The organism is Streptomyces sp. T12, assembly GCF_028736035.1.
GTDB lineage: Bacteria > Actinomycetota > Actinomycetes > Streptomycetales > Streptomycetaceae > Streptomyces.
Genome location: NZ_CP117866.1, coordinates 2585245 through 2608063 on the forward strand (window position 1 = coordinate 2585245; position 22819 = coordinate 2608063).

Here is a 22819-nt window from a genome sequence, read left to right on the forward strand (position 1 = left end):
TCGTCCTAGGCGCGCTGGCTGCTGACGGAGACGATCTCTCCCGTCATGTACGAGGAGTAGCCGGAGGCCAGGAAGACGATCACGTTGGCCACCTCCCACGGCTCGGCGTACCGCCCGAAGGCCTCGCGCGCGGTCAGTTCCTCCAGCAGTTCGGGGGTGGTCACCTTCGCCAGGTGCGGGTGCATGGCGAGGCTCGGCGACACCGCGTTGACCCGCACCCCGTACTCGGCCGCCTCGATCGCGGCGCACCGGGTCAGCGCCATCACGCCCGCCTTCGCGGCCGCGTAGTGCGCCTGCCCTGCCTGGGCGCGCCAGCCGACGACGGAGGCGTTGTTGACGATCACGCCGCCGGTGTCCCGCATGCGGCGCAGGGCGGCCCGGGTGCACCTGAAGGTGCCGTTCAAGGTCACGTCGAGGACCCTCGACCACTGTCCGTCGGTCATGTCGACGAGCGGCGAAGTCCCGCCGAGGCCCGCGTTGTTGACGAGGACGTCGAGCCGGCCGTGCTCCTGTACGGCGGTGTCGAACAGCGCCTGCACCTGTGTCTCGTCGGTGACATCGCACACCGCGGAGGCCACCGCCCCCTCGAACTCCCGGGCAAGCTCCGCCTCGTACTCCTTCAGTCGCCGCGCGTGCGCATCGCTGATCAGCACGCGCGCGCCCTCTTCGAGGAAGCGGCGCGCGGTCGCCCCGCCGATGCCCGCGCCGGCCGCCGCGGTGATGACGGCGGTGCGCCCGCGGAGCAGTGCATGCCCGGGAACGTACGTCGGCGCCTCGACGTTTGTCATGGCAGCACGCTAACCTACCAAACACTTGTTAGGGAAGAAGTCGCAGGGAGCTCGTAGGACTTGTAGGGCTCGTAGGGAGGGAAGGCGACCGTGGACCTCACCCACTCCGCCGCCGATGGGGCGTTCCACGCCGAGGCCCGCGCCTGGCTGCGCGCGCATGTGCCGCCCGATCCGCTCCCGTCCCTGGAGACCGAGGAGGGCTTCGCGGCGCACCGGGCGTGGGAGGCCGAACTCGCCGCCGACCGCTGGTCGGTGATCAACTGGCCGACGGCGTACGGCGGCCGGGACGCCTCACTCGTGCGGTGGCTGCTGTTCGAGGAGGAGTACTACGCGGCAGGTGCCCCGGGCCGCGTCAGCCAGAACGGCGTCAGCCTCCTCGCCCCGACCCTCTTCGACCACGGCACAAAGGAGCAACGCGCGCGTGTGCTGCCCTCCATGGCCACCGGCGAGGTGGTCTGGGCTCAGGCGTGGTCGGAGCCGGAGGCGGGCTCGGACCTGGCCTCGCTCAGGTCGAGGGCCGTGCGCACGGCCGGCGGTTGGCTGCTGTCCGGCCAGAAGACCTGGTCCTCTCGCGCGGCATTCGCCGACCGCGCGTTCGGCCTGTTCCGCACCGACCCGCACGCCCCGAAGCCCCACCAGGGCCTGACCTACCTGATGTTCGACCTGCGCGCCCCCGGCGTCACCGTCCGCCCCATCGCCCGCCTCGACGGCAAGCCCGCCTTCGCCGAGCTGTTCCTGGACGAGGTGTTCGTGCCGGACGAGGACGTGATCGGCGAGCCGGGCCAGGGCTGGCGCATCGCGATGTCCACGGCGGGCAACGAGCGAGGTCTGATGCTCCGCTCCCCCGGCCGTTTCCTCGCGAGCGCCGACCGGCTTCATCGCCTCTGGCAAGCACAAGGCAGCCCGCAGAGCACATGGAACCGCGTGGCCGACGCCCTGATCGGCGCCCGCGCCTACCAGCTCTTCACCTTCGCCGCCGCCTCCCGCTTCCTGGACGGCGAGTCGATCGGCCCGGAGTCCAGCCTGAACAAGGTCTTCTGGTCGGAGTACGACATCGCACTGCACGAGACGGCCCTCGATCTGCTGGGCGCCGAGAGCGAGTTGACCGACACCGACTGGTGCGAGCGGTACGTCTTCTCCCTCGCCGGCCCCATCTACGCCGGGACGAACGAGATCCAGCGCGACATCATCGCCGAGCGACTGCTCGGCCTGCCGAAGGGGCGACGCTGATGCGGCAGGGCTCCGCCGATGCCAAGGGGGACGACGCGGACACCCGCGGTGCCGTGGTGACGCCGGCCGGGACGCCGCCACTGCCGAAGGGACCTCGCTGATGCGGTTCCTCCTCGACGCCGAGCAGCGGGCGTTCGCCGACTCGTTGGACGCGATGCTGACGGCTGCGGACACGCCGTCGGTCGTACGGGACTGGAGCCGGGGTGAGCATGCCGGTGGCCGCGCACTGTGGTCCCGTATCGCCGAGGCCGGCGTGTTCGCGCTGGCGGTTCCGCAGGCATACGAGGGGCTGGGCCCCCGACCCGTCGAACTCGCCGTCGCCTTCGTGGAGCTGGGGCGCCATGCGGTACCGGGGCCGTTGGTGGAAACGGTGACGGCAGCGACCCTGCTCGCCGGACTACCGGACCCCGGCCCGGCCAAGCGGCTCCTGCCGCCGCTGGCGACGGGCGAGGCGGTGGCGACGCTGGCGTGGACGGCGCCGTACGCCCTGGACGGTGACGCGGCCGGCCTCCACCTCGCGCTCACCGCGCAAGGCCTGTACCTCTCCCCCGGCCACGGCCCCGTACGCCACTCCCTCGACCCGGCCCGCCGCCTCACCCCTCTCGAACCCGGCGGCGAGCTCCTCAACCCCGACCCGCCCACCGCCCACGCCCTCGCCTGCGCCCGCCTCACCACCGCCGCCCAAGCCCTCGGCATCGGCCTCGGGCTTCTCGACAAAACGGTCGCCTACGTCAAGCAGCGCACCCAGTTCGGCGCACCCATAGGCTCGTTCCAGGCGGTCAAGCATCGTCTGGCCGACGCGAAGATCGCCCTGGAGTTCGCCCGGCCCCTCCTCTTCGGAGCCGCGCTCACCATGGCCCCCGCCGACGTCGCCGCCGCCAAGGTCACCGCCTGCGAGGCGGCGTACGCCACCGCCCGCACCGCGCTCCAGTTGCACGGCGCGATCGGCTACACGGCGGAGTACGACCTGTCGCTGTGGCTGACCAAGGCCCGCGCCCTGCGCACCGCCTGGGGCGACCCCGACGTATGCAGAGCCGAAGTACTCAGTGGTGATCGCCGCTGGTGAGCTCGCGGTACTCCGCCACCGTCGGCTTCGCGATCCGCGTCTGAGGGCCGAACATCGCCTTCGCCAGCCGGGCCCGTACCCGCTGGGACGGTGTGACCCGGCGCCGGACGCCGTTGGCGTCGACGAGCGGGCCGATCTCGTACGGCGGGTGCTCCTCGTGCTGGGTGAGGGTGAACAACTGCCCCTGCGAGAGGGGTTCGTGGATCTCGATGTACTCGCCGTCCGGGAGCCGCTTGATGGTGCCCGTCTCCCTGCCGTGCAGCACCTTGTCCCGGTCCCGGCGCTGCAGCCCGAGACAGATGCGCTTGGTCACCACGAAGGTGATGACCGGCGCGACGAAGACCGAGATCCGTACGAACCACGTGATCACGTTGATGGACAGATGCAGATGCGTGGCCACGATGTCGTTGCCGCCACCGATCAGCAGCACCGTGTACAGGCTCAGCCAGGCCGCGCCGAGGCCGGTGCGCACCGGCATGTTGCGCGGCCGGTCGAGGATGTGGTGCTCGCGTGTGTCGCCGGTGATCCACGCCTCCAGGAAGGGATACAGGCCGAGCGCGAGCAGGATCAGCGGGAAGAGCGAGAAGGGGATGAAGACGCCCAGTTCCAGGGTATGGCCCCAGGCGTTGAGCTCCCATCCCGGCATCACCCGGATCAGGCCCTCGGAGAAGCCCAGGTACCAGTCGGGCTGGGCGCCCGTGGTCACCATGTCGGGGCGATAGGGCCCGAAGGCCCAGACCGGGTTGATGCCGGCGATGCCGCCCATGAGCGCCAGTACGCCGAAGACCAGGAAGAAGAAGCCGCCCGCCTTGGCCATGTACACGGGCAGGAAGGGCATGCCCACGACCGTCTTCTGGTCGCGGCCGGGGCCCGGGTACTGCGTGTGCTTGTGGTAGAAGACCAGGATCAGATGGGCGGCCACCAGGCCGAGCATGATACCGGGCAGCAGCAGGATGTGGATCGGGTACAGCCGCGCGATGAAGTCCTCCCCGGGGAACTCCCCGCCGAAGAGGAAGAACGCGACGTACGTCCCCACGATCGGGATCGACAGGATCGCGCCGTGGGCGAAGCGCAGGCCGGTGCCGGAGAGCAGGTCGTCGGGGAGGGAGTAGCCGGTCAGGCCGGTGATGATGCCGAGCATCAACAGGGTCCAGCCGAACACCCAGTTGAGCTCGCGCGGCTTGCGAAAGGCGCCGGTGAAGAACACCCGCATCATGTGCACGAGCATGCCGGTGACGAAGACCAGTGCCGCCCAGTGGTGGATCTGCCGGATGAGCAGCCCGCCGCGCACCTCGAAGCTGATGTCGAGCGTGGACTCGTACGCCCTGGTCATCAGGACGCCGTTGAGGGGCTCGTAGGTGCCGTTGTAGACGACCTCGTTGGTGCTGGGTTCGAAGAAGAGGGTGAGGTAGACGCCGGTGAGGATCAGGACGAGGAAGCTGTAGAGGCAGACCTCGCCCAGCATGAAGGACCAGTGGTCCGGGAAGACCTTGCGCATGTTGGCCTTGGCCAGCGCGTACAGACCGAGCCGCCCGTCCGCCCAGTCGGCGATCTTCTCGCCCTTGCCGGGCGGCGCGGACCGCCTCGCCCCCGTGCCTTCGTTCCCCGATCGTGCGCCGTCCATGAGTCGCCGCCTCCCCGCCGGATCACCTCAGGGTGGCATGGGCCTACCGGCTAGGCCAACGGGGCGAGCAGGCGGCTCAGCAACTGCCGCGAGCCCTCCAGGTCGGCGATCCGTCCCCCATGCGCATCGCGGGTGGAGTCACGAAGGCGACCGTACGATCCCCCGCGCCCGCGCCGCCGCCAGCCATTTCGGGAACTCCCCGACGAGGCGGTCGTACAACTCGGCGTCGGAAACCGTCCGCGGATCCGAACCGGCGTGGAAGAAGCCGGCGTTGTCGACCACCCGCTTGTCGGGCACCGCCAGCTCGTCGAGCTTGCGCAGGAAGTCGAACTGTTTGCTGGTCGGGTCCCCGAAGCCGATGAACTGCCAGAAGAGCGGAAGCGGGGCCGCCTTGCACAGGTACCGTTCCGCGGCGAGCTTGTTGATGGGCCCGCCGTCGGTCTGGAACACGACCAGGGCGGGGTCCTTCGACCCGCTGTCCAGGTAGTGGTCGATGACGGCGTCCATGGCCAGGTGGTAGCTGGTCTTGCCCATGTGCCCGAGACCGGACACGATCCGCTCGATCCGCCCCTGGTGGTCGGCCAGCGCGATCTCGGTCTCGGCGTCGACGTCGGTGGAGAAGAACACCACCGGCACGGTCCCGTCGTCGTCGAAGTGCGCCGACAGCCCGAGCACCCGGTCGGCGAGCGCCTGCACGCTGCCGTCCTTGTAGTACGGCTTCATCGACCCGGAGTAGTCGACGACCAGATACACCGCGGCCCGCACGCCGCCCAGCCCGTGCTTGTGCAGCGACACCCCGGCGCTCTTGTACAGGCTGACCAGGGCGGGCGCGGTCTCCTCGACCTTGCTGAGACTGATCGCGGCCATATGCTCTCCCCCTCGTGCATCGTGCGGCTGCCGAGGCTACGGCACCATGGGCCCCGCCTCTCCCTCCGCCCACAGGTGTTCGCTATTTTGTTTCGCCGCCGTCCCCACCGGCTCACCGTTCGTCCCGTCCCCATCGAGGAGCCGGCTGTGGAGTCCGAGTCCACCCAGTCCGAGTCCGCCCAGTCCGACTCTGCCAAGTCCGAGTCCGCCCAGCCCACCGTCACGACCTGCTATCGCCACCCCAAGGTGGAGTCGCACGTCCGCTGCACCCGCTGCGACCGGTACATCTGCCCGGACTGCATGCGGGAGGCGGCCGTCGGTCACCAGTGCGTGGAGTGCGTGAAGCAGGGGGCGCGGTCGGTGCGGCAGGCCCGGACGGTCGTCGGCGGGCGGATCGCCGCGACCCCGCTCGTGACGTCCGTACTCATCGGTCTCAACGTCCTCGCCTACCTGGCCGAGGTGGTGCGCCCGGAGATCCTGGACCGGTTCGCGATGCTCAGCGCCCGGCTGGTCGGGCCGGACGGCGGCTACTACGTCTACGAGCCCGGCCACCCGTCGGACTTCCACGCCGAGGGAGTGGTCGCCGGGCAGTGGGACCGGCTGCTGACCAGCGGGTTCCTCCACACGCCGCCGACCGAGGGCACCTTCGGGCTGCTGCACATCGTGATGAACATGCTCTCGCTGTGGCAGCTCGGCCGGGTCGTGGAGCCCATGCTGGGCCGGGTCCGGTACGTCGCGCTCTACCTGCTGGCGACGCTGGGCGGTTCGGTGTTCGAGCTGCTGCTCACCGATGCGCACGTGGAGTCGGTCGGCGCGTCGGGCGCGATCTTCGGGCTCGGCGCCGCGTACTACGTCCTCGCCCGCCGCGTCGGCGCCGACATGCGCACCGTCAACCGCTTCATGACGTTCCTGCTGCTGTGGCTGCTGCTCTCCGCGGGCCTCACCTCCTGGCAGGGCCACCTCGGCGGACTGCTGACGGGGGCCGCGGTCACGCTCGCCTACGCCTACGCCCCGCGCGGGCCACGCCAGGCCCTGATCCAGGCGGCCGCCTCCGTGGGCGTACTGGTGCTGCTGGCTGCGGTCGCGCTCGCCAGGGTCTCCGAGCTGACCGGCTGAGGGAGAGCCCGGCGGAGTCCACCGTCGCCACCGCGCAGTAGGAGTCCCGCGAGGAGGCCGAGAGCCGGGCCTGGCCGCCCTGCGCAAGGCCGACTTCCCGTCCGAGGGCGGCTTTGAGAAGGCGTACCTGAACACCTTCCTCGACGGCCGCCGCAAGGCCATGCAGACCAGGGTGCCCCGAACAGCCCGGGACCCCTGACCAGTTGCCCGTTCCGGCAGTGTGCCGCACCCCGTTTCTGGCAGCATGTCGGGATCGGCAAGACCACTGAGGGGGCGAGGTGGGCTCGGTTCGGCACCTCGAGGGACGGCGGCGCGCACTGGTCATCGGCATCTCCCGGACACCTGCGCTGGAGCAGGACGAGCACCTCGCACGGCGCTTCCCGCCGCTCGACTGTGTGCCGCAGGACGTGGACCTCGTCGGCAAGGCACTGCGGCACTCCAAGTACGAGGTGGAGCAACTGCTCAACCTCGGAGGCAACGATCTGCTGGGCAGGCTCCGGGAGTTCCTCTCCTCCTGCCGACCCGGCGACATGGCGTTCGTCTACCTGTCCTGCCACGGCGAGACCGTGAACGGCCGGGACCACTTGCTGCCGATGGACGCCCAGCCCGGCGCCGAGCTGCCCGACGGCGGACGGTCGCTGTTCGACCGCACCCTCATCCCCGCCGACCCCGACGGCCTTCTCTCCGGGCTGCTTCCCGGATGCACGGCGGTCATCTGCCTCGACACCTGCCGTGTGACAGCGGAACAGGAGCCGGGTTCGGAGCAGCAGCGCAGAACTCTGCTCTCCCGCGCCGAGGACGTGTACTGGCTGCACAGCTGCGCCCGTGGAGAGCTCTCCTACGCGGACCCCAGGGAAGGCAGCTGGTTCGGCCGGGTGCTGGCCGAGGCACTGGAACCCACCAGCCCGCCGACCACCTTCCCCGAGGTCGTCGACCATGTCCGCGTCGGAGTGCGCCGGCTGGCGAGCACCGCCGGTGTGGCCCCGCCGACCATCGAGCCGTACGCGCCACACGGACGGTCGGCGGACGCACAGGACGGGCCCGAGCTCTGCGACGGCTCCCAGGAGGCGCTCCGCTGGACGACGATGATCGAGAACTCCGCGTTGTGGAACCGGACCTCCGGCACCGCTGCGGTCCATCGGCGCGTCAAGGACCAGCTCGGCCTGCTCGTCGAGCACGTGGTCGGGACGCTGTCCGGGGCCGGGGCACACCGCGACGACCCCTGGACCGATCCCACGTGGCCGGTCCGCATGGTCGACCGGCTGGGCAACCTGGTGGAACGGGCCTCCCTGAGCCGGCGCGAACTGCTCTCACCGGCTGAGACCGCAGCCCTGCTGGCTGCCCCGGTGGTCCACGAGGGCGTGGTCGCGCTCGCGTTGGACGAGCTGCGCCGCGTCCTTCCCGAGCGGATGGACACCGACACCGAGGAGCCGGACCACGCAGACCCCGACGACCACGTCGGTCAGGTGCGCGGCGCCTCCCAGGACGTCTGCCGCGCCCACTCCCATGCGCGCCGCACTGCCGAAACGCTGCGCCGCCGGGGCCTGGTGGAGCAGGCCTTCGCCGCCGACCACTGGTTGCGGCACCGCTTCATCGCCGACTGGGACCCGTTGTGGGAGGGCACCGGCTCCTACCCCGCGGTGGACCACATGCTCGGCCTTGTCGTCGACGCGGTGCTCGCCGCGACCGAGACCCCGGCCGGCAAGGCGCCCAGCGAGGCCGCCCGGCACACCATCGACCGGCAGCTGCGCCAGGTACTCCCCCACGTCACCGTGCCCCCGAGCGACAGCCCCCGCATCAACGACCCACGGCACGGCGACGACTGGGATCCGTATCCGCCGGTGCCCGGCAACGAGTGGCGTGGGCCCGACCTCGCCCGGCTGCTGTGGATCTCCGGACTGCTCGCCGCCGATCCACGCCGGATGTCCGGGGTCCTCGTCGACCATCTGGGGGCGCACGAACAGCTCGTCCCCCGCGAGGTGGTGGCCGCGCTGTCCGCGGACTTCGAGTACGACGACATGTCGGCGGGCGGTGCGGACGAGACGTACTGCCTGGCGGTGCGCTTCCCCTGTCCGCACCCTGCACTCCACGTCGCCGTCGAGGTGCTGGTCGACCGGGCCGACTCCGGCATCGCCGCCATGCGCGCGGAGTGGCGCAAGCACCGCACCTCGGCACCCGCCCTCCTGAGCGGCCTGCCCGAGCGCGTCACCACCGACCAACTCGTGCCCCTGGACCGACGGTACAAGCAGCCGCTGGAGCGGTTCCGGCTGGCCGAGGACGAGATCCGTCCGCTGCTCATGGGCGCCCAGCTGTACGGCGACCCCATGCTCGCCGTCCGCGAGCTCTACCAGAACGCCCTCGACGCCTGCCGGCACCGGGGCATGCGCCGCCGGTACGGCATGGCCCGTGGCCACCATGACCCCGACTGGCGACCGACCATCACCTTCAAACAGAGCTGGGACGAAGAGGGCCGCCCGTACATCGAGTGCACCGACAACGGCTCCGGCATGACCCGCGCCAAGCTCACCTCGATGTTCGCCAGGGCGGGCCGACGCTACGAGCAGGACCCGGAGTTCGTGCAGGAGCGGCGCAACTGGCGGCGCGCGGGGCTTCCCGAGATGCCCCTCAACTCCCGTTTCGGCATCGGCGTGTTCAGCTACTTCATGCTCGCCGAGGAGGTGGTCGTGTGGACCAGCCCGGTCAACCGCTTCGGCCGCGCCCAGCCACACACACTGCAGGCCGACATCCAGTCGGGCTCCGGCCTGCTCCGCATCGGCGACGCCCCCAAGGTGTCCCTGGACGGCGGCACCCGCGTACGGCTCTATCTCAGCGCGGACGACACGGTGTTGCCGTCCCTGCTGGAGACCCTGGAGTCGCAGATCTGGGTGAGCGACTGCACGGTGGTGGCGACCGAGCACGCGCGGGACGACCCCGGGCATGCCTCTCGACCGGTCATCTGGCAGCCGGGGGAGTTGAAGGCCGCAAGGAAGGACTGGCACGGGGATCCCGTGCGCGCCGGCAAGGATGCCTGGCTGGTCCAAGGGCGTGGCCAGGTGCTGCTGGACGGCGTCGTGGTCAAGGACGCACCCAAGGTGTACGGGTACATCGTCAATCTGCAGGAACGGCACCGGCCGGAGCCCAGCGTCGACCGCAACAAGATGCTGTCGTACGAGCGCGAACTGGTGATGCGCGAACTGCTGAACGCCGTGCCGGAGGCCTGCGCGCGGTGCGACGACGTCTCGCTGAACTGGCTGTGGCAACTCACAGATGACGAACCACGGCTTGCGGTGGCCGTGCTGGACGCGTTACCCGACCACACCACGGCATGGCTTGAGGCGCCCACGCACATGCCTCCGTTCCCGCCCCGCCGACTGACGCTCTCCACGGTGGGATGTCTACCGATCGACAAATCCACACTTGACTGGGGCAGTTCTTCACTGCAGCTGGACGTTGAGAAGGACACCCATCAGAACGACGCACTGGCCCAGTGGCAGGAGACCAGGCTCGCCGCCCGCTCCGTTGCCGCCCCCTTCACGCCACGGAGTTATCCGGCTCCCACGAGCCTTGACGCTCTCCTGTTCCGCAACGATGTGCCCAGCGGCTGGGCAGCGGCCTTGGGCGCGGCTCACCTGGGACGCACGTCGGTGGGCCAGGTGGTCCGGGCATGGCGCCGTTACGCGGTGGTCGGACTCCCGGTTCCGGCCACAGACGACATCCGATCGCTGCGAGACCTCCAGCCGGACAAAGCCATGATCGACCTCTGTTCCGGTTATGCGTCCATATCGAGCGTGCAGGGGCCGAATCCCCCTGCCGCCCACGCTCCCCTGCTCGACCTCTCCGCAACGCACCAAATCACGCTGGGAGAAGCTGCCGCGCTGCTGGAAAGGCTCCGCGCGCTGGATCCGGATCTCCCACCGCCGCCCGAACTGGGCCCGCACCTGGCATCCGAGCGTGCCACGAGGGCCGACCAGTTCACCTTGATCGGGACTGATGACTTTCCGCGCTACGGAACGAGGCTGCCTGGCGTCGTCCATCCCGTTGACCTGTTGTCCCGCGTGGACCACCACTCGCTGGACGAAGCGGTCGACCGCATCAGGCACTTCTCCCCTCTTGGCTGGTCACTGGCGGCCGAGCCGACTCCCGCGGCCCGGGAAATGGGGGAGCTCAGTCGTCCGGAGCGCTTGCTCCTGTCCAATGGCCTCGGTGACTTCGCCCCCTGGGTGGAGGGGCACATCCCCCTGCTCCACGTCGTCAGACTCGCCAACGAGTCGGACACCCCGCTGAAGACACTGATCGAGCAGATCAAGGACACGGCCCCTGCGACCCAAGTCGTGGCCCCCGAGTTCCCGCCGGAAGCCGCACAGTGGATTCCCTCCGCCTCCTACAAGCTGATCAACGCGCTGTCGGACGAAGAGGTCGATCGGCCCGGCCCCTGGGCATGCGTGTTTCTCCTGACGGACCCCGGCGACTACCGGCTTCGCTCCGCCACGGCCGAGCAGACCCGCAAGGACCTGAACATGCTGGCCGTCTGCGGACTGCTCGCCCCCGGGGCCGCGGAACGCATCGACGATGTGGTCAGGCAGATGGCGATGACGAACTCCCTGCTCTTCCACAGCAACAAGATCGACGGGAGCCTGCTGGACATGGACGGCCTGCACACCGTCCATGTCCTGGCGACCAGTGCGAGCACAAGGCTCCCGCTTGGCGAGGTGTACGACCGTATGGAGCGCGAGGAGCACCACCTTCCGCTGAAGTTGCCGGAGCAGATCCCCGAGGAGGCTCGCTCCCTGCAGCCCACTTACTCGGATCTCTACGCCCTGACAGTGGACGGCTCCACGTTCAGCGCGAGCGTCAGCATCCTCGACGTCCTCGAACACGCCGACGCCGAGGGCAGAACCGTGGGCGGATCCCACCGGCGCCTGAAGCGCTTCACCGTCCTGGGAGCCTCCGCTCCCCCGGGTGAACTCAGCGGGCCGGACGGCGAGTTCCTGGACACCTTCGAACCGGAGGTCTTCGACCTGGCGGCCTTCGAAGCAGAGGTCCTGCTGGGCCGGGGCATCCTGGGCCCTCTGGAACTCGTCCTCACCGCAGGCCGCTTCGGCTGGACGCTCGGCCGCACCTACGACCGCTATGCGCCGTTCCGCTGCCTCGGCCTGGACGTGAGGGTGGACGCACCGAACGCGACGGAAGCCCCACTCGCCCCGGACTGGCGCGACGTCATCATCCTGACCCGACAGCTGACAGGCCGCGCCCCCGCGCTGTCCGGCCGGGTCGACCCCGATCACCTGGTCCTGTGCGCCGAGGAGACGGACCTCACCGAGGGACAGGTGCGGGAGCGAGTGGCAGGCTACGCACGCCTCTTCTCCCTCGTCCTCCCGCCGGATGAGGAACCGGACGAGGAAGACGAGGCGACCGCATGACGCCGGCCATCCCTTACGACTCCCATGCCGCCCACCCCACGCCGCTCACCTTCTCGTGGACCATCACCTCAAGAGGCGACGAAGTCGTCCACGAAGCCAAAGGGAACTGCCCCGTCTGCGGGTGCGCCATGACCCGGAGGTGGACGTTCGGCCAGCACCCGCTGACCAAGGGCGGGTTCCTCGGACGACGCGAGAAACCCGGCGCGGAGCCGTACCACACACTCTGCCGGTGCCGGACAGTGCATCTGGGACGCCCCGCGCAGGAGGAGTTCGGCTGCGGAGCGCTGCTGCCCATCGCGCCGCCACCCAGCCCCGACGACGGCAGGTCCGCCTCATGACATTCACCCCGCAACAGCTGCGGGATGCCGACCGCCGCACGCTCGAGATGGGCTCCCCGGACCGGCAGTTGCAGGCCGCCCTGCACCAGGCCGAGGGCTACCGCAACTTCCTCGCCTCACTCACCGGGCTGCTCACCGCCGTCTTCGTGCTGAAGGGCCAGGAGGACCTGAGCAAGCTGGCGGACGCCCCGCGCTGGAGTGTGATCGCGCTGCTGATCGTCGGTTTCCTCGCCCTGATCGTCGCCTCCTGGCTGGGTGTCGTCGCCGTACATGGGCGACCGGGCGAGGAGATCCTGCTGGAGGCGGGCAGGCTGCTGCGGTACGAGAAGGAACGTACGAAGAAGATCTGGCGCCTGGTCGAGTGGGCCCGCTGGCTCGCCCTGTCCGGCGTGGTGTGCGTGGCCGCCGCCGTCATCGTCACGTGGGTGGCTCCGGTCAAGTAGGAGCGCATGCGACGGCGCCTGCCCTGTAGTCCGGTCGGGGACTGTGGGCAGGCGCCGTCTGTGTTCCGTACGCCGTTGTACGGGACGTTTATTGAGTGACCGTCAGGTCGGTTGTCGAGCCGTCAGACCATCAGCGAGCGGTCCGTCGGCCGGATCGGCGCCGGCAGCTCGCTGACGCCGGTCAGGAAGCGGTCGGTGCCGCGGGCGGCCGAGCGGCCCTCCGCGATCGCCCACACGATGAGCGACTGGCCACGGCCCGCGTCACCGGCGACGAAGACGCCGGGCACGTTGGTCTGGAAGTCGGCGTCGCGGGCGATGTTGCCGCGCTCGTCGAGCTCCAGGCCGAACTGCTCGACCAGGCCGTTCTCCCGGTCGGTGCCTGTGAAGCCCATGGCGAGGGTGACCAGCTGGGCGGGGATCTTGCGCTCGGTGCCCGGCTTCGGGGTCAGCTTGCCGTCGATGAACTCCACCTCGGTGAGGTGCAGCCACTGGACGTTGCCGTCCTCGTCGCCCTCGAAGTGGGTGGTGGAGACGGAGTAGACCCGCTCGCCGCCCTCCTCGTGCGCCGACGTGACCTTGTAGAGCATCGGGAAGGTCGGCCACGGCTGGTGCGCGGCACGGTCCTCGCTCGGCCTGGGCATGATCTCCAGCTGCGTCACCGAGGCCGCGCCCTGACGGTGGGCGGTGCCCACACAGTCGGCACCGGTGTCGCCACCGCCGATGACCACGACGTGCTTGCCCTCGGCCGAGATCGGGGGCGTCACGAAGTCGCCCTCCTGGACCTTGTTGGCCAGCGGCAGGTACTCCATGGCCTGGTGGATGCCCTTGAGCTCGCGGCCGGGGACCGGAAGGTCACGCGCGGTCGTCGCACCGGCGGCGATGACGATCGCGTCGTACCGCTTCTTCAGGTCGGTCGCCTTGAGGTCGCGGCCGATCTCGATGCCGGTACGGAAGCGGGTGCCCTCCGCGCGCATCTGCTCGATACGGCGGTTGATGTGCCGCTTCTCCATCTTGAACTCGGGGATGCCGTACCGGAGGAGGCCTCCGATGCGGTCCGCGCGCTCGTAGACGGCGACGGTGTGGCCGGCCCGCGTGAGCTGCTGTGCGGCGGCGAGACCGGCGGGGCCGGACCCGATGACCGCGACGGTCTTGCCGGACAGGCGCTCCGGGATCTGCGGCGCGACGTCACCGCTGTCCCACGCCTTGTCGATGATCGAGACCTCGACGTTCTTGATGGTGACGGCCGGCTGGTTGATGCCGAGCACGCACGCCGACTCACAGGGGGCCGGGCAGAGGCGACCGGTGAACTCCGGGAAGTTGTTGGTCGCGTGCAGGCGCTCCGACGCCGCCGCCCAGTCCTCGCGGTAGGCGTAGTCGTTCCACTCGGGGATGAGGTTCCCGAGCGGGCAGCCGTTGTGGCAGAAGGGGATGCCGCAGTCCATGCAGCGGCTGGCCTGCTTGCTGATGATCGGCAGCAGGGAGCCGGGGACGTAGACCTCGTTCCAGTCCTTCAGACGCACGTCGACGGGACGGGACTTGGCGACCTCGCGGCCGTGGTTCAAAAAGCCCTTGGGATCAGCCATTGGTCGCCGCCTCCATCATCTTCTCGGTGATCTCGGTCTCGGAGAGACCGGCTCGCTCGGCGGCGTCCTTGGCGGCGAGCACTGCCTTGTACGTGCTGGGGATGATCTTGCTGAAGCGCGCCACGGCGGTGTCCCACTCGGCCAGCAGCTTCTCGGCGACCGTCGAGCCGGTCTCCTCCTGGTGGCGGCGCACGACGTCGTGCAGCCACTGCTTGTCCGCCTCGTCGAGGGCCTCCACGGCGCTGACGTTGCCGACGTTGACGTTGTCGCGGTCGAGGTCGATGACGTACGCGACACCGCCGGACATACCGGCCGCGAAGTTACGACCCGTCTCGCCGAGGACCACCGCGTGACCGCCGGTCATGTACTCGCAGCCGTGGTCGCCCACGCCCTCCGAGACCACCAGCGCACCGGAGTTGCGGACGCAGAACCGCTCGCCCGTACGACCGCGCAGGAACAGCTCGCCGCCGGTCGCGCCGTACGCGATGGTGTTGCCCGCGATCGTCGAGTACTCGGCGAGGTGGTCGGCGCCCCGGTCGGGACGGACGATCACCCGGCCGCCGGAGAGGCCCTTGCCGACGTAGTCGTTGGCGTCGCCCTCCAGGCGCAGCGTGACACCGCGCGGGAGGAAGGCGCCGAAGGACTGGCCCGCCGAGCCGGTGAAGGTGATGTCGATCGTGTCGTCGGGCAGGCCCGCGCCGCCGAACTTCTTCGTCACCTCGTGGCCGAGCATGGTGCCGACCGTGCGGTTGATGTTGCGGATGGCGACCTGGGCGCGCACCGGCTGGGCGTCGGTCGCGGAGTCCGCGGCCAGGGCGTCGGCGGCGAGCTTGATCAGCTCGTTGTCGAGCGCCTTCTCCAGGCCGTGGTCCTGCTCGATCACCTGGTGGCGCACCGCGCCCTCGGGCAGCGCCGGGACGTGGAACAGCGGCTCCAGGTCCAGGCCCTGCGCCTTCCAGTGGTCGACCGCGCGGGTCACGTCGAGCGTCTCGGCGTGGCCGACGGCCTCCTCGATGGAGCGGAAGCCCAGCTCGGCGAGGATCTCGCGGACTTCTTCGGCGATGAACTTGAAGAAGTTCACGACGTACTCGGCCTTGCCGGAGAACCGGTCGCGCAGCACCGGGTTCTGAGTGGCGATGCCGACCGGGCAGGTGTCCAGGTGGCAGACGCGCATCATGACGCAGCCGGAGACGACGAGCGGCGCGGTCGCGAAACCGAACTCCTCGGCGCCGAGCAGCGCGGCGATGACGACGTCACGGCCGGTCTTGAGCTGACCGTCGGTCTGCACGACGATGCGGTCGCGCAGGCCGTTGAGCAGCAGGGTCTGCTGGGTCTCGGCGAGGCCGAGCTCCCAGGGGCCGCCCGCGTGCTTCAGCGAGGTCAGCGGGGAGGCACCCGTACCGCCGTCGTGGCCGGAGATCAGGACCACGTCCGCGTGCGCCTTCGACACACCCGCCGCGACCGTGCCGACGCCGACCTCGGAGACCAGCTTGACGTGAATCCGCGCCTGCGGGTTCGCGTTCTTCAGGTCGTGGATCAGCTGGGCCAGGTCCTCGATGGAGTAGATGTCGTGGTGCGGCGGCGGGGAGATCAGGCCCACGCCCGGCGTCGAGTGACGCGTCTTGGCGACCCACGGGTAGACCTTGTGGCCGGGCAGCTGGCCGCCCTCACCGGGCTTGGCGCCCTGGGCCATCTTGATCTGGATGTCGTCCGCGTTGACCAGGTACTCGGACGTCACACCGAAGCGGCCGGAAGCGACCTGCTTGATGGACGAACGCCGCGCCGGGTCGTACAGACGCTCCGGGTCCTCGCCGCCCTCACCGGTGTTGGACTTGCCGCCCAGCTGGTTCATGGCGATGGCGAGGGTCTCGTGCGCCTCCTTGGAGATGGAGCCGTACGACATGGCGCCGGTGGAGAAGCGCTTGACGATCTCGGAGACCGGCTCGACCTCGTCGATGGAGATCGGCTGACGGCCCTCGGCACCGGTCTTGAAGCCGAACAGGCCGCGCAGCGTCATCAGGCGCTCGGACTGCTCGTTCACCCGGTCCGTGTACTTCTTGAAGATGTCGTAGCGCGCGGTGCGGGTCGAGTGCTGGAGGCGGAAGACCGTCTCCGGGTCGAACAGGTGCGGCTCGCCCTCACGGCGCCACTGGTACTCGCCGCCTATGTCGAGGGCGCGGTGCGCCGGGGCGATGCCGGAGGCGGGGTACGCCTTGGCGTGGCGGGCGGCGACCTCCTTGGCGATGACGTCGATGCCGACGCCGCCGATCTTGGTGGCCGTGCCGTTGAAGTACTTCTCGACGAAGGAGTCGTCGAGACCGACGGCCTCGAAGACCTGGGCGCCGCGGTAGGAGGCGACCGTCGAGATGCCCATCTTGGACATGACCTTCAGGACGCCCTTGCCGAGGGCGTAGATCAGGTTGCGGATGGCCTGCTCGGCCTCGATGTCCGACAGGAAGGTGCCGGCGCGGACCAGGTCCTCGACGGACTCCATCGCCAGGTACGGGTTGACCGCGGCGGCGCCGTAGCCGATGAGCAGGGCGACGTGGTGGACCTCGCGGACGTCACCGGCCTCGACCAGCAGGCCCACGTGGGTGCGCTGCTTGGTGCGGATGAGGTGGTGGTGGACAGCCGCGGTGAGCAGCAGCGACGGGATCGGCGCGTGCTCGGCGTCGGAGTGGCGGTCCGACAGGACGATCAGGCGGGCGCCGTTGTCGATGGCTGCGTCGGCCTCGGCGCAGATCTCCTCGATGCGCGCGGCGAGGGCGTCGCCGCCGCCGGAGACCCGGTACAGGCCGGAGAGGGTCGCGGCCTTCATGCCGGGCATGTCGCCGTCGGCGTTGATGTGGATGAGCTTGGCCAGCTCGTCGTTGTCGATCACCGGGAACGGCAGCGTGACGCTACGGCAGGACGCGGCCGTCGGCTCCAGCAGGTTGCCCTGGGGACCGAGGGAGCTCCTGAGCGAGGTGACGAGCTCCTCGCGGATGGCGTCCAGCGGCGGGTTGGTGACCTGCGCGAACAGCTGGGTGAAGTAGTCGAAGAGCAGGCGCGGACGGTCGCTCAGCGCGGCGATCGGCGAGTCGGTGCCCATCGAACCGATCGGCTCGGCACCGGCCTTGGCCATCGGCGCGAGGATGACGCGCAGCTCCTCCTCGGTGTAGCCGAAGGTCTGCTGGCGACGGGTGACCGAGGCGTGGGTGTGCACGATGTGCTCACGCTCGGGCAGGTCGGACAGCTCGATCTCGCCGGCCTCCAGCCACTCCGCGTAGGGGGCCTCGGCGGCGAGCTGCGCCTTGATCTCGTCGTCCTCGATGATGCGGTGCTCGGCGGTGTCGACGAGGAACATCTTGCCGGGCTGCAGGCGGCCCTTGCGGACGACCTTGGACGGCTCGATGTCGAGGACGCCGACCTCGGAGCCGAGGACGACGAGGCCGTCGTCGGTGACCCAGTAGCGGCCGGGGCGCAGACCGTTGCGGTCGAGCACGGCGCCGACCTGGGTGCCGTCGGTGAAGGTGACACAGGCCGGGCCGTCCCAGGGCTCCATCATCGTGGAGTGGTACTGGTAGAAGGCGCGCCGGGCCGGGTCCATGGAGTCGTGGTTCTCCCACGCCTCCGGGATCATCATCAGCACGGAGTGCGGCAGGGAGCGGCCACCGAGGTGGAGCAGCTCCAGCACCTCGTCGAAGGACGCCGAGTCGGAGGCGTCCGGCGTACACACCGGGAAGACGCGCTCGAGCGCCTTGTCGTCGGAGCCGAACAGGTCGGAGACCAGCTGCGACTCGCGGGCGACCATCCAGTTGCGGTTGCCCTTGACGGTGTTGATCTCGCCGTTGTGCGCGACGAAGCGGTACGGGTGCGCCAGCGGCCACGACGGGAAGGTGTTCGTCGAGAAGCGCGAGTGGACGAGGGCGACGGCCGAGCCGAAGCGGCGGTCGGACAGGTCCGGGAAGAAGGGCTCCAGCTGACCCGTGGTCAGCATGCCCTTGTAGACGATCGTGCGGGCCGACAGCGACGGGAAGTAGACACCGGCCTCGCGCTCGGCACGCTTGCGCAGCACGAAGGCCTTGCGGTCGAGGGCGATGTCCTTCGAGGAACCGTCCGCCACGAAGATCTGGCGGAAGGCGGGCATCGTCGACCGGGCGGTGGCACCGAGCAGCTCGGGCGCGACCGGAACCTCACGCCAGCCGAGGACGGTGAGCCCCTCTTCGGACGCGATCGTCTCGATCTGCGAGACGGCGTCCTGGGTCCCGTCCTCCGGCAGGAAGGCGATACCGACGGCGTACGCACCGGCCTCGGGCAGTTCGAATCCGGCAACCTCGCGGAAGAAGGTGTCCGGCACCTGGGAGAGGATGCCGGCGCCGTCACCCGAGTCGGGCTCGGAGCCGGTGGCACCGCGGTGTTCGAGATTGCGCAGAACGGTGAGCGCCTGCTCGACCAGCGTGTGGCTCGCCTCGCCGGTGAGGGTGGCCACGAAGCCGACGCCACAGGCGTCGCGCTCGTTGCGGGGGTCGTACATACCCTGCGCAGCAGGGCGAGCATCCATGAACGACCAGTTCTGGCCATTCGTGGAGTGCTGGGACGGCTGGCGCGGCGTACGCATCGGCTCTCCCGTCGTCGTCATCTGGCATATGCAAATTGCCGAGGGACGACGTTGGCCCTCTGCGTGAGTGCAAAATTTCGTGCAGGTTACATGATGGGGCGGTTCTCGGGAAGCGGGATAATCCGTTCCATCATGCGGACACCACGGGCTGCGACAAGGGTTCCGCGCCCATGGCTTGAAGTATGTGGGGACCGAACGAGACAGGTCTGTGTCCGTCGGTCCGAGGGCGAAGGAGGCGCCGTCGCCCACCCCGCGAGTGCGCCGCAGGCGTCATTGCCCACAGCGCTTACGGCTCATGCCCGGTGGTCATGCATCCGAAACCAGCGAGTAACGGCTACTTATGCGGCCCAACGCATAAGTTCCAGCCGAACTATCCTACGGCCGTTCCGAACAAGCTGCCCAGGGCGTACGTCACACCGGCCGCGGCACCACCGAGCGCGAGCTGCCGCAGCCCGCTGAACCACCAGGTCCGCGCAGTCACCTTGGCCACGACCGCACCACACAGGAACAGCCCGACGAGCGCGAGCAGCACGGCCGGCCACAGCGCGGCCGCACCGAGCAGATAGGGCAGTACGGGCAGCAGGGCCCCCAACGCGAACGCCCCGAACGACGACACGGCGGCGACCAGCGGCGACGGCAGATCCCCGGGGTCGATGCCGAGCTCCTCGCGGGCGTGTATCTCCAGGGCCAGCTCGGGATCACGCGAGAGCTGCTCGGCCACGGCCCGCGCGAGCTCCGACTCGACACCCCGGGACTCGTAGAGGGCCGCGAGCTCGGCCTCCTCGTCCTTCGGGTGCTTTCTCAGCTCCCGCCGCTCGACCTCCAGCTCGGCCTCGACGAGCTCGCGCTGCGAGGCGACGGAGGTGTACTCGCCGGCGGCCATGGAGAAGGCGCCGGCGGCGAGCCCGGCGAGTCCGGTCAGCACGATGGTCTGGTGGCTGACGGCCCCGCCCGCGACACCGGTCATCAGGGCGAGGTTGGAGACCAGGCCGTCCATCGCACCGAAGACGGCGGGGCGCAGCCAGCCGCCGTTCACATCACGGTGCGTGTGGTTGTCACGGTGCGCCTCGTGCAGCGCGGCCTCGGTCTCGATGATCGCCATGAGGATCCCCCAAAAACTCAGGTAAGGCTGTCTTTAGACAAGTTCTACTCTTGGACAACTCAAAATCTACGCCCCGAATTTCCGTCCCGCCAGCAAGGAAAGGCTGGGCTAACCTGCGGTTTTGCCTAGAACGCTCATTCGTAGCGAGGGCTGCACAAATGTCGACCGGGTGACACTGACGCTTCCGAGGCTCAGGTCAACCGCCGACGGTGGGACACATCCGCAAAGGGCTCCGCGCCCTGGCGGAGCCCCCGGAGGAGAGGCCGCGCATGCCATCGTTCGCCTGCATTTCCTCGGTCCCGGCGCCCGCGGACGCCGAGCTCCGCGACCGGGCACGCGGCGCACTGCTGGGCCTTGCGGTCGGCGACGCGCTGGGCGCCCCGGCGGAGAACATGAAGCCCTCCGAGATCCGCGCCCGCTGGGGCCGCATCACGGGATTCGTCGCCGACAACCCGGCCGGCACGGACGACACCGAGTACGCGATCTTCTCGGGCCTCCTCCTCGCCCGCCACGGCTCGGCCCTCACCCCGGCCCACGTGGAGACGGCCTGGCACGAGTGGATCGCGGACCGTTCGGAAGGCCCCTTCCGGGGCGCCGGCTTCAGCGAACGCGGCACGCTGGAGAACCTCCGCCGAGGCCTCGCCGCCCCCATCTCCGCCCAGCACCGCCACGCCTGGAGCGACGGCCTCGCCATGCGGGCGGCCCCGTTCGGCGTCTTCGCGGCGGGCCGCCCGGCCGAAGCGGCCCGGCTGGTGGCCATCGACGGCTCGGTGAGCCACGACGGCGAGGGCATCTACGGCGGCCAGGCGGTCGCGGCGGGCGTGGCGGCGGCGATGGCGGGGGCGCCGACGATCGCGGTGGTCGCCTCGGCCCTCGCGGTGGTCCCGGACGACTCCTGGACGGCCCGTTCCCTGCGCCGCGCCGTGGCAGTGGCCCACCGAGGCGAGCGCGCGGTCCGCTCCGCGGTCGTGATCGGCGGCTACCCCTGGACCGACCTGGCCCCCGAGGCGGTCGCGCTGGCCTTCGGGGCTTACGCGGCGGCGGACGGCGACTTCGTCCAGGCGGTGCTCACGGCCGTGAACATGGGCCGGGACGCGGACACGACGGCCGCGGTGGCGGGGGCGCTGGCGGGTGCGACGCAAGGGGTGGCGGCGATCCCGACGGAGTGGGCGGCGGCGATCGGGCCGGCGCGGGGGAGTTGCCTGCCGTCGATGGCCGGGCATCACGTGCTGGATGTGGCGGAGTTGCTGGTGTCGGGGGAGGACAGGAAGTGGAGGGCGGGGGGATGCGTAGCGGGTGAGGTTCCGACACCGGGCGAAGGGGGCCGACGATGACGCCGCCCACTCCCTGGGACGAGGGAGCGCCAACAGCAGCACCTGCCGAAGCGGGCCCCACGGCCCTCACGCAGCCGAACGAACTCGCGGCCGCCGACGGCGAGGAGCCCCCACCGGGACCACCCGCACCCGACGACGAGAGTTGTACGGGTGGTGCGAGTGGGATCAACCCGGCCGAAGGCGAAGCCGAGGCCGGTCAACGCATCCTCGGCCTCCTCCTCGGCCTGGCCGCAGGCGACGCCGCAGGCTGGCCCGCCGCCCGTCACAGAGCCGCCCGCATGCCCGACTGGACCCGCCGCCTCACCCGCGAACTCGACACCTTCGCCGAACACAACGCGACGACCACCCTCCCCGTCCCCATCGCCCTGAACCAACCCCCGGAACCCCTCCGCCTCGGCCCCTCCGACGACGCGGAATGGGCGGCCTTCGCAGCAGAGGCCCTCCTACGCGCCGGCGACGACACCGCCCTCGGCGACCTGAGCCGCGAACGCCGCACCCGAGCCGCGATCGACCTCACCTGGAACGCCGTGGCCGGCGAAGTCGCCGCGGCAGCGGACCGCGCCCCCGAGGTCGAGTCGGCCATCCTCCCCCTGCGCGCCCGCATCTCCGTCCGCGCCGGCCTCGGCAACCTCGCCACCGGCCTGCGCCCACCCGCCACCGGCCACGACAACCCGCACTACTTCGACGACGCGGCCTGCGTACGGGCCTGCGTCCTGGCCGTAGCCCACCCCGGCGACCCCCACCGCGCCGCCGACCTCGCCGAGTTCGACGCCCACTACACCCAGGACGGCGACGGCGTACACGGTGCGAGGGCGATGGCAGCGGCCCTGGCCCTGGCCCTGACCGGCTCGGACATCGAGACCTGCGTGGCAGCGGCACTCAGCGAACTCCCCGAGGAGACGGAGATCGGCCGCAACGCCCGCCACGCGCTGAAGCTCGCGCAGGACACCGACAGCGCCTTCGCCCTGATCCCCCTCCTCGAACACCAAATCGTCGACCACGTCTACAGCTACGGCATCGCCGCGGCCGAAACGGTCCCGGTCGCCCTGGCCCTCGCGGTCGCGGCGGAAGGCCGTATCGCCGAGGCGGTCCCGGCCGCCGCGTGCCTGTCCCGGGTCGCCGACTCGGCACCGGCCCTGGCAGGTGCGCTGACGGGTGCGTTGGGCGGCGGCGCGTCGATCCCGGCGACCTGGCGCGACACCTGCCGCACCCTCTCCGGCTGCGTACTCCCCCGCCTCACCGGCACCGACCTGGTGGAACTCGCCGAACTCCTGGAAGCCACGCAACCGGCCCGACCAGGAGGATGAT

The 22819-nt window shown here is 70.2% G+C and carries 14 protein-coding genes; 8 read left to right on the forward strand and 6 right to left on the reverse strand.

The genetic code is table 11. The annotated features are described in order from the left end of the window. Window positions 1–5: 5 nt before the first annotated feature. On the reverse strand, window positions 6–788 hold the full coding sequence (locus tag PBV52_RS11515) for an SDR family oxidoreductase (RefSeq protein WP_274238224.1): 783 nt from the start codon (window positions 786–788) through the stop codon (window positions 6–8). A gap of 90 nt (window positions 789–878) precedes the next feature. Here PBV52_RS11515 and PBV52_RS11520 point away from each other — a divergent pair, with 90 nt between their 5' ends. Both PBV52_RS11520 and PBV52_RS11525 read left to right on the forward strand, forming a co-directional pair. Then, window positions 879–2018 carry an acyl-CoA dehydrogenase family protein gene (locus PBV52_RS11520; RefSeq protein WP_274238225.1) on the forward strand — a complete coding sequence of 380 codons (1140 nt, stop codon included), beginning with the start codon at window positions 879–881 and terminating at the stop codon, window positions 2016–2018. Between the two features lie 100 nt (window positions 2019–2118). After that, window positions 2119–3084 carry an acyl-CoA dehydrogenase family protein gene (locus tag PBV52_RS11525; RefSeq protein ID WP_274238226.1) on the forward strand — a complete coding sequence of 322 codons (966 nt, stop codon included), beginning with the start codon at window positions 2119–2121 and terminating at the stop codon, window positions 3082–3084. On the opposite strand, the gene PBV52_RS11530 is transcribed toward PBV52_RS11525, so the two are convergent. Then, window positions 3062–4708, reverse strand: coding sequence for a cytochrome bc complex cytochrome b subunit (locus PBV52_RS11530; RefSeq protein ID WP_274238227.1), 1647 nt, complete (start codon window positions 4706–4708; stop codon window positions 3062–3064). The genes PBV52_RS11525 and PBV52_RS11530 overlap by 23 nt on opposite strands. 138 nt (window positions 4709–4846) lie before the next feature. Continuing rightward, window positions 4847–5575, reverse strand: coding sequence for a VWA domain-containing protein (locus tag PBV52_RS11535; RefSeq protein ID WP_274238228.1), 729 nt, complete (start codon window positions 5573–5575; stop codon window positions 4847–4849). Between the two features lie 246 nt (window positions 5576–5821). On the opposite strand from PBV52_RS11535, the gene PBV52_RS11540 reads away from it, so the two are divergent. From PBV52_RS11540 to PBV52_RS11555, 4 genes are all read left to right on the forward strand, one after another. Then, complete coding sequence (locus PBV52_RS11540) at window positions 5822–6691, forward strand: rhomboid family intramembrane serine protease (RefSeq protein WP_373922007.1); 870 nt, start codon at window positions 5822–5824, stop codon at window positions 6689–6691. 278 nt (window positions 6692–6969) lie between these two features. Then, on the forward strand, window positions 6970–12111 hold the full coding sequence (locus PBV52_RS11545) for a caspase family protein (protein WP_274238230.1): 5142 nt from the start codon (window positions 6970–6972) through the stop codon (window positions 12109–12111). Next, window positions 12108–12449 (forward strand): hypothetical protein, encoded by a 342-nt coding sequence (locus PBV52_RS11550; protein ID WP_274238231.1) that lies wholly within the window; start codon window positions 12108–12110, stop codon window positions 12447–12449. The genes PBV52_RS11545 and PBV52_RS11550 overlap by 4 nt, the downstream gene beginning before the upstream one ends. After that, window positions 12446–12892, forward strand: coding sequence for a hypothetical protein (locus tag PBV52_RS11555; RefSeq protein WP_274238232.1), 447 nt, complete (start codon window positions 12446–12448; stop codon window positions 12890–12892). Before PBV52_RS11550 ends, PBV52_RS11555 begins: the two co-directional genes overlap by 4 nt. 122 nt (window positions 12893–13014) lie before the next feature. On the opposite strand, the gene PBV52_RS11560 is transcribed toward PBV52_RS11555, so the two are convergent. From PBV52_RS11560 to PBV52_RS11570, 3 genes are all read right to left on the reverse strand, one after another. Continuing rightward, window positions 13015–14475, reverse strand: a complete 1461-nt coding sequence (locus tag PBV52_RS11560) for a glutamate synthase subunit beta (protein WP_274238233.1) — start codon at window positions 14473–14475, stop codon at window positions 13015–13017. Further along, the gene (gene gltB, locus PBV52_RS11565) at window positions 14468–19075 is read right to left on the reverse strand and encodes a glutamate synthase large subunit (protein WP_274249358.1); all 4608 of its coding nucleotides are present in this window, start codon (window positions 19073–19075) and stop codon (window positions 14468–14470) included. Before gltB ends, PBV52_RS11560 begins: the two co-directional genes overlap by 8 nt. A gap of 370 nt (window positions 19076–19445) precedes the next feature. Continuing rightward, the gene (locus PBV52_RS11570; protein ID WP_274238234.1) at window positions 19446–20177 is read right to left on the reverse strand and encodes a VIT1/CCC1 transporter family protein; all 732 of its coding nucleotides are present in this window, start codon (window positions 20175–20177) and stop codon (window positions 19446–19448) included. 269 nt (window positions 20178–20446) lie between these two features. Here PBV52_RS11570 and PBV52_RS11575 point away from each other — a divergent pair, with 269 nt between their 5' ends. Continuing rightward, complete coding sequence (locus PBV52_RS11575) at window positions 20447–21511, forward strand: ADP-ribosylglycohydrolase family protein (RefSeq protein ID WP_274238235.1); 1065 nt, start codon at window positions 20447–20449, stop codon at window positions 21509–21511. Then, window positions 21508–22818, forward strand: a complete 1311-nt coding sequence (locus PBV52_RS11580) for an ADP-ribosylglycohydrolase family protein (RefSeq protein ID WP_274238236.1) — start codon at window positions 21508–21510, stop codon at window positions 22816–22818. Before PBV52_RS11575 ends, PBV52_RS11580 begins: the two co-directional genes overlap by 4 nt. Window position 22819: the final 1 nt, after the last annotated feature.

Coding starts and splice junctions, on each gene's coding strand:
- PBV52_RS11515 (WP_274238224.1), bottom strand. CDS start 788: ATGACAAACGTCGAGGCGCCGACGTACGTTCCCGGGCATGCACTGCTC.
- PBV52_RS11525 (WP_274238226.1), top strand. CDS start 2,119: ATGCGGTTCCTCCTCGACGCCGAGCAGCGGGCGTTCGCCGACTCGTTG.
- PBV52_RS11530 (WP_274238227.1), bottom strand. CDS start 4,708: ATGGACGGCGCACGATCGGGGAACGAAGGCACGGGGGCGAGGCGGTCC.
- PBV52_RS11535 (WP_274238228.1), bottom strand. CDS start 5,575: ATGGCCGCGATCAGTCTCAGCAAGGTCGAGGAGACCGCGCCCGCCCTG.
- PBV52_RS11550 (WP_274238231.1), top strand. CDS start 12,108: ATGACGCCGGCCATCCCTTACGACTCCCATGCCGCCCACCCCACGCCG.
- PBV52_RS11555 (WP_274238232.1), top strand. CDS start 12,446: ATGACATTCACCCCGCAACAGCTGCGGGATGCCGACCGCCGCACGCTC.
- PBV52_RS11560 (WP_274238233.1), bottom strand. CDS start 14,475: ATGGCTGATCCCAAGGGCTTTTTGAACCACGGCCGCGAGGTCGCCAAG.
- gltB (WP_274249358.1), bottom strand. CDS start 19,075: ATGCGTACGCCGCGCCAGCCGTCCCAGCACTCCACGAATGGCCAGAAC.
- PBV52_RS11570 (WP_274238234.1), bottom strand. CDS start 20,177: ATGGCGATCATCGAGACCGAGGCCGCGCTGCACGAGGCGCACCGTGAC.
- PBV52_RS11575 (WP_274238235.1), top strand. CDS start 20,447: ATGCCATCGTTCGCCTGCATTTCCTCGGTCCCGGCGCCCGCGGACGCC.
- PBV52_RS11580 (WP_274238236.1), top strand. CDS start 21,508: ATGACGCCGCCCACTCCCTGGGACGAGGGAGCGCCAACAGCAGCACCT.